4 protein-coding genes are annotated in these 6,902 nt (G+C 40.3%); 3 read left to right on the forward strand and 1 reads right to left on the reverse strand.

What is annotated here, in order from left to right:
* Positions 1–25 precede the first annotated feature (25 nt).
* From IEV16_RS12425 to IEV16_RS12435, 3 genes are all read left to right on the forward strand, one after another.
* Positions 26–3,232 carry an efflux RND transporter permease subunit gene (locus IEV16_RS12425; protein WP_188366043.1) on the forward strand — a complete coding sequence of 1,069 codons (3,207 nt, stop codon included), beginning with the start codon at positions 26–28 and terminating at the stop codon, positions 3,230–3,232.
* A gap of 14 nt (positions 3,233–3,246) precedes the next feature.
* Positions 3,247–5,172, forward strand: a complete 1,926-nt coding sequence (locus tag IEV16_RS12430) for a heavy metal translocating P-type ATPase (RefSeq protein WP_229728350.1) — start codon at positions 3,247–3,249, stop codon at positions 5,170–5,172.
* Between the two features lie 134 nt (positions 5,173–5,306).
* Positions 5,307–5,603, forward strand: a complete 297-nt coding sequence (locus IEV16_RS12435; protein WP_188366045.1) for a transglutaminase-like domain-containing protein — start codon at positions 5,307–5,309, stop codon at positions 5,601–5,603.
* A gap of 189 nt (positions 5,604–5,792) precedes the next feature.
* On the opposite strand, the gene IEV16_RS12440 is transcribed toward IEV16_RS12435, so the two are convergent.
* Positions 5,793–6,737 carry a transposase gene (locus IEV16_RS12440; protein ID WP_188366046.1) on the reverse strand — a complete coding sequence of 315 codons (945 nt, stop codon included), beginning with the start codon at positions 6,735–6,737 and terminating at the stop codon, positions 5,793–5,795.
* Positions 6,738–6,902 lie beyond the last annotated feature (165 nt).

Below are 6,902 nucleotides of genomic sequence, written 5' to 3' on the forward strand. Positions count from 1 at the left end.
TAATGAAATTTAACGGAGAATAATTATGTTAAACAAAATAATAGATTGGTCGGTTAAAAATCGGCTGTTAGTGGTATTGGCTCTGATTGGCATGCTGGCATTTGCAGCGTCATATATCCCAAGATTGAATTTAGATGCTTTCCCTGATGTGACCAATATTCAGGTTTCAATTAACACTGAAGCCCCAGGGTTAGCTTCTGAAGAAGTCGAACAATTAATAACCTTTCCCATTGAGGCGGTGATGTATGCCTTACCAGATGTAGAAGAAGTCCGTTCAATCTCCAAAACCGGACTATCGGGCATAACGGTCGTATTTAAAGAGGGCACGGATATTTACTTTGCCAGACAACTGGTGTTTGAGCGTTTACAGTCAGCCAAAGAATTAATTCCCCAGGGTGTCGGGACACCTGAAATGGGTCCCAATACCTCGGGTCTGGGTCAAGTCTACCAATACTTCCTCAAAGCCGATAAAAATTCAGACGTTGGCATCATGGAATTGCGTTCCCTCAATGACTGGGTTGTCAAGCTTCTGTTAATGCCTGTGGATGGTGTTACTGAAGTATTGTCTTTTGGTGGAGAAGTTAAGCAATACCAAGTTAACCTGAATCCATCACGCTTATTATCCTATGGATTAACGCAAGAGGAAGTTGTAGCCGCCTTAGAAGATAACAACACCAATGCCGGTGGCTGGTATATGAACCGTGGTCAGGAGCAACTGGTTATTCGCGGTGTAGGATGGTTGGGTAACGGTGAAGAGGGACTGGCAGAATTGCGCCAAGTTCCATTAAAAACCATTGACGGAACAGTGGTTACCGTTGCTGATGTTGCGACAGTAGAATTTGGCAGCGAAATTCGTCAAGGTGCTGTTACTTTCACTGAACGTACCGAAAACATGGGTTCGCGTCATTTTGATGAAGTGGTTTCAGGCATCATTTTAAAACGCATGGGTGCTAATACCAAGGTGACCATTGATGGCATTAAAGATCGAATACCCTTAATTCAACAGGCCTTACCTGATGGCGTGTCTTTTGAACAAATTTATGACCAATCAGACCTTATTGAAAATGCCGTGGCTACAGTCGCAAAAGCATTGGTGGAAGCTTTTATTTTCATAATCATTGTTTTGATTTTATTTTTACTCAATATCCGTTCAGTTATTTTGGTATTGATTTCAATTCCATTGTCTGTTGGTATGGCATTAACAGTGATGTCCTATAATGGCCTGTCTGCTAATCTGATGTCCTTAGGTGGTCTGGCTGTTGCCATTGGTATGATGGTCGATGGCGCGGTGGTCATGATGGAAAATATTTTCAAGCATCTGACTCATCCGGATAAGATTCACGATAAGGAACGTGCAGAATTGGCGTCAGAAGATGACATAGAACACGCCCCTGTTATGAATGACAAAACGGTTTCTTTACGCATTCAAATGGCGGCCAAAGAAGTGGCAAAACCCGTTTTTTATGCGGTCACCATCATCATGGTGGTATTTGCGCCCTTGTTTTCATTAGAAGGCGTTGAAGGAAAATTATTTCAACCCATGGCTGTGAGTATTATGATTGCGATGGGTGCTTCTTTAATGGTTTCATTAATAGTGGTTCCGGCCTTAGCCAGTTACTTTTTTCAAAAAGGCGTTAAAACCAAAACCAGTCCAATCGTTAAAGTCTTAGAAAGATCCTACCGTTTTGCTTTAGAAAAAGCCATGAGCTTAAAGGTTGTGGTGTTAACTTTTGCGGCAGTTTTACTGATAGCTACTTTGCTGTTAATTCCTCGGTTGGGTACAGAATTTGTACCTGAATTAGAAGAAGGTACGATTAATCTGAGAGTTACTTTAGCCCCTTCGGCCAGTTTAGATACGGCATTGGAAATAGCACCGAAATTGGAAGCTAAGATTATGGAATTTCCAGAGGTAACCTATGCCATGAGTCGCATTGGTCGAGCTGAAATTGGTGGTGATCCAGAACCGGTCAGTAACATCGAAATTTACATTGGACTTAAACCGGTGAGTGAGTGGACCAGTGCAGATTCTCGACAAGAATTACAGTTGTTGATGGAAGAAAAATTAGAAATAGTACCTGGTTTATTGCTAAACTTTTCTCAACCCATTGCCACTCGGGTTGATGAATTGTTGTCTGGTGTCAAAGCACAACTGGCAATGAAATTATTCGGTTCTGATCTTGATGTTCTGGCAAGCAAAGGCCAGGAAATTGTGAAAGCTGTTCAATCAGTCACCGGTGCACGAGATGTGGCTATGGAACAAATTGCCGGAGAATCACAATTGGTGGTTAAACCCAATCGCAGACAGTTATCTCGCTATGGTTTATCTGTCGGTGACTTAATGCAAGTTGTCAGAGATGGTATAGGTGGTCGTGAAGCCGGTCAAATCATTAACGGTAATGAACGTTATGATATTTACGTTCGACTGGATAAAAATTTTCGCAAAGACCAATATGCCATAGCAGATTTACGCTTACAGTCGAGCACAGGTGCATGGGTTCGTTTAGGTGATGTGGCTGAAATAAACATAGATTCAGGTCCACCACAAGTACGTCGTGATGATGTGCAACGACGTGTTGTCATCCAAGCCAATGTACAAGGGCGAGATATGGGTTCGGTTGTTCAAGACATCCGCACAGCCATTTCTGAACAAGTTGATTTACCGACTGGTTATACGGTGGATATTGGTGGGCAATTTGAAAACCAGCAACGCGCCCAAAAACGCCTGGCGATTGTTGTACCCCTGTCGATTGGTCTGATTGCATTATTATTATATTTTGCATTTGGTTCAGTGGGTCAGGCATTGCTCATTTTGATTAACTTGCCCTTGGCAATGATTGGTGGAATCTTTTCCTTGTGGATATCAGGGCAATATTTATCTGTGCCTTCATCCATTGGTTTCATTACTTTGTTCGGTGTGGCGGTACTTAATGGTGTTGTTATGGTCGAAGCCATTAATTTGCGACTTGAAAACACCAAAGATACTCTGCGTAAAGCTATTTTCGAAGGCGCTGTATCCAGGTTAAGACCGGTTTTAATGACAGCCATTGTTGCCGCTTTGGGCTTAATCCCAATGATTCTATCAAATGGAATAGGAGCTGAAATTCAGCGACCACTGGCAACTGTGATTGTTGGAGGGTTGGTAACAGCGACATTCTTAACTTTATTTGTATTACCTGTTTTATTTGCGTGGTTTTCAAAAGGTAAAATTAAACAAATACAACATCATCAGTAATAAGGAGAATGATATTGAAAAGTCATAAAGAACAAAAGTCTCATGATCTCTCAGGTCATGAAGGACATAATCATGACTATGATAGAGGGAATTATATTCCCTCTATTGTTTCTCTATCACTACTGCTTTTAGGGTTAGCACTTGAACACATATTCAAACCCAGCTTTTTTCAAGGTTGGGTTATGGTTACATGGTACATTGCAGCTTATTTGCCAGTTGCTCTTCCGGTGATTAAAGAAACCATCGAGGCGCTCAAGAAAGGAGAGGTTTTCACAGAATTTTTCTTAATGACTATTGCGACAATTGGTGCCATGGCTATTGGAGAATATCCTGAAGGTGTTGCAGTGATGTTGTTTTACGCCATTGGAGAGTTGTTTCAAAACGCTGCGGTTAATCGAGCTAAAAAAAACATCACAGCTTTGCTTGATGTAAGGCCCAAAACTGCACATGTGCTTACTGACGGTAATTATCAAACAGTAGATCCAGAATCTGTCAAGGTAGGCGATACCATTCAAATTAAGGTAGGTGAGAAAGTGCCGCTTGATGGAAAGTTAATTTCTGATAAGGCCAGCTTGAATGCAGCGGCGATAACAGGTGAGAGTAAGCCACAAAGTTTAATAAAAGGTGAAAATGTTCTGGCAGGTTCAATTAATCTTGAGTCAGTTATTGAGGTTGAAGTTGAAAAGCTATACAACGATTCATCCGTGGCCAAAATACTTAACCTGGTTCAAAACGCAACAGCTAAAAAAGCCAAGACTGAATTACTTATCAGAAGGCTTGCCAAAATATACACCCCCATCGTGGTTTATTTGGCCATTGCAATTTGCATTCTTCCTTATTTCTTTGTTGAAACCTATCAGTTTCAGGATTGGCTATACAGGGCATTGATATTCTTAGTGATTTCCTGTCCCTGTGCATTAGTGATATCTATACCACTTGGGTACTTTGGTGGCCTGGGAGCAGCCTCAAAAAATGGCATCTTGTTTAAAGGAGCTACTTTCATGGATACCTTGATACAAGTAAACACTTTGGTCATGGACAAAACAGGAACGGTGACCAAGGGAACATTTAAGGTCAAAGAAATCAATATCTCAAATGATATGACTGAGGATGAATTCATGAGCTATGTTTTGTCACTGGAGAAAACATCAACCCACCCAATTGCCAAAGCCATCATGCAATATGAAAATGCCGGTGATATTTCAGATGCCAGTGATGTTGATGAGATAGCTGGTAAAGGGCTAAAAGGGGTTGTGAAGAATAAGACAGTGTTAGCCGGCAATAAAAAATTGCTGGATCAATTTAACATCAAAACACCAGGTAAAATTGATTCCATAGTTGATAGCATTGTTTTGGTTGCAATTGAAGGTGATTATGCAGGTTGTGTAACCATATCGGATGAATTAAAAGATGATGCCAACCAAACCATTTTGTCAATCAGGAATTTAGGTATCAATGAAATAGTTATGCTTTCAGGTGATAAGGATTCGATCACACAAAAGGTTGCTGGTGAATTATCAATCAGTCAAGCCAGCGGTGGCTTACTTCCTGAGGATAAATTGAATCATGTAGAAAAGCTCAAGGAAGACCCAACTAAGGTCATTGCATTCATGGGTGATGGGATCAACGATGCACCGGTGTTAGCAACCAGTCACTTAGGTATTGCTATGGGTGCCAATGGCAGCGATGTGGCCATTGAAACGGCTGATATGATCATTCAAACAGACCAACCCTCAAAATTTATCACAGGCTTTAATATCAGTAAATCCACGCAACAAGTCATCTGGCAAAATATTATTTTGGCATTTGGTGTAAAGGTACTTGTTTTAATCTTGGGTGCAGCTGGTATGGCTACATTATGGCAAGCGGTTTTTGCTGATGTTGGTGTGGCGTTATTGGCAATATTAAACGCTGTGAGACTACAAAAAATGAAGTGGTGAGGTTCAGCAACGGCAAGCTACCAATCGGTAGCTTGCTATCACTTATAACCAAAATACGTTTGTTTAAATCGAGGCTTGACTCTATAGTTACTATAGATATTAAGATTGGATCTAACATGTAATTAAGAGTTATTATGCAAACCAATAAAATAAATAAAATTGATGGTGGGACTGAAACCATAAACAAAATTTACACATCCAGCACTGAAATTTTGGACTATGAAGACCTAAGTATTCAACACTTAATTAAATCCAGGGCGTGGATGAAATTGAATGAGTACGAAAAAATTGGAGCTGCCTATCAATATGTACGTGATGAAGTGAAATTTGGCTACAACAAAAGTGATGATATTCCAGCAAGCCAAGTCCTTTCTGATGGTTATGGTCAGTGCAACACCAAGGGCAATAATCAGGGACATGCATTAATTTAGTTTATTGAAGCAGAATATTTTATTGATTTTCAGATTAATAGTTTGAATACACTGATGTTAATTTGAAGTTTTTGTAGTCAAATGAAGGTGGTTTTATAATAATGGCTGATTTTATGGATTTGGCCTGATTCAGGCCGAGTGGTAGAGCTTCACGAACGTGAAGAATAGAGAATAGATTGTGAATTCAGGCTATTCTAGTGCAGGTTTTAATTGTATTCCCACAGACCATTTGCGCTTGGTTTTGTGGGAATATTCTTTAAGCTGATTGACAGTTCCGACAGCAGAGAAGCCAACTGATTTGAAACCCTTGAGTTCGTCAATCCATGTGTCAGGGTTGAGTTCTAACTCTGTCAACGCAGAGCCTAATTTGTGAGAAATATAACCAGCTTTATCGTCTCGAATTACACGGCCAGTTTCATCCACTAAATCGATGTAGCTGGAGAGGTAGTAAGGCAAGTCATTATCGCCTTTGCCGAAGGGTAATAAATCGGTGGATTGAGCCTCGATTCGTTCTTTAATCGAGGTGAACTCAGAGTCACTTAATGACTTCGCCATACAGGCACGTATTGGATTTAAATCAACGTACGCCATACAAGTTAATAATGCTCTTTCGTCCAGTAATGCTTGGCTTTTGAATCTACTTTCCCAGAAATGTCCTGTGCATCTATCTTCTTCATTGGCCATCCTGGCGATATACTCATTAATTGCCTTCATGAACCAGGATATAGAGCATAAACGCTCACGATATTCAGAAGCATATTTTTGAACAAGGCGAACTGATGAATTATCTAAGTCATCACCCTGCAAATAACGCTGGCACATCACGGGCAAAGAGTATAAAGATTGCCAGGTAATAAGAACCTGTTTATCAGTCCAATTATCGTTGGCACCTATCTTCAAAACTAAATGAAAATGGTTGCTCATAATCGCATATGAACATACATCAATAGCAAAGACAGCAAAGACAGAACTGACTTTTTTGATACGATCAATTAACCATTGTCGGCGGTGTTCGAATGACCTGCCAGTTAGTGTATCTTCACCACATAAAAAAGCCCTTCTTACGCATCTAGAAACGATATGGTAATAAGGCGTATCTTCAACGCAAATTTGTTGGCTTCTTGCTACGGTCATACAATTCTCCGAGTTAAAACACCATTTTGAAGCGTTAAAACTCAAAAATCTGTAGCAATATTCTGATGGCGTGTACGAAAATGACTATAATAAAGTGCATGATGAGATGAACGCCCCCAGTGACGGTATCAAAGTACCTGTCTTGTAAAATAACAAGGACAAACT

It is taken from the genome of Marinicella pacifica (assembly GCF_014636635.1).
GTDB lineage: Bacteria > Pseudomonadota > Gammaproteobacteria > Xanthomonadales > Marinicellaceae > Marinicella > Marinicella pacifica.

What these genes read in the sequence shown, in the direction of transcription:
- IEV16_RS12440 (WP_188366046.1), bottom strand. Translation starts at nt 6,737, where the DNA reads ATGACCGTAGCAAGAAGCCAACAAATTTGCGTTGAAGATACGCCTTAT.
- IEV16_RS12435 (WP_188366045.1), top strand. Translation starts at nt 5,307, where the DNA reads ATGCAAACCAATAAAATAAATAAAATTGATGGTGGGACTGAAACCATA.
- IEV16_RS12425 (WP_188366043.1), top strand. Translation starts at nt 26, where the DNA reads ATGTTAAACAAAATAATAGATTGGTCGGTTAAAAATCGGCTGTTAGTG.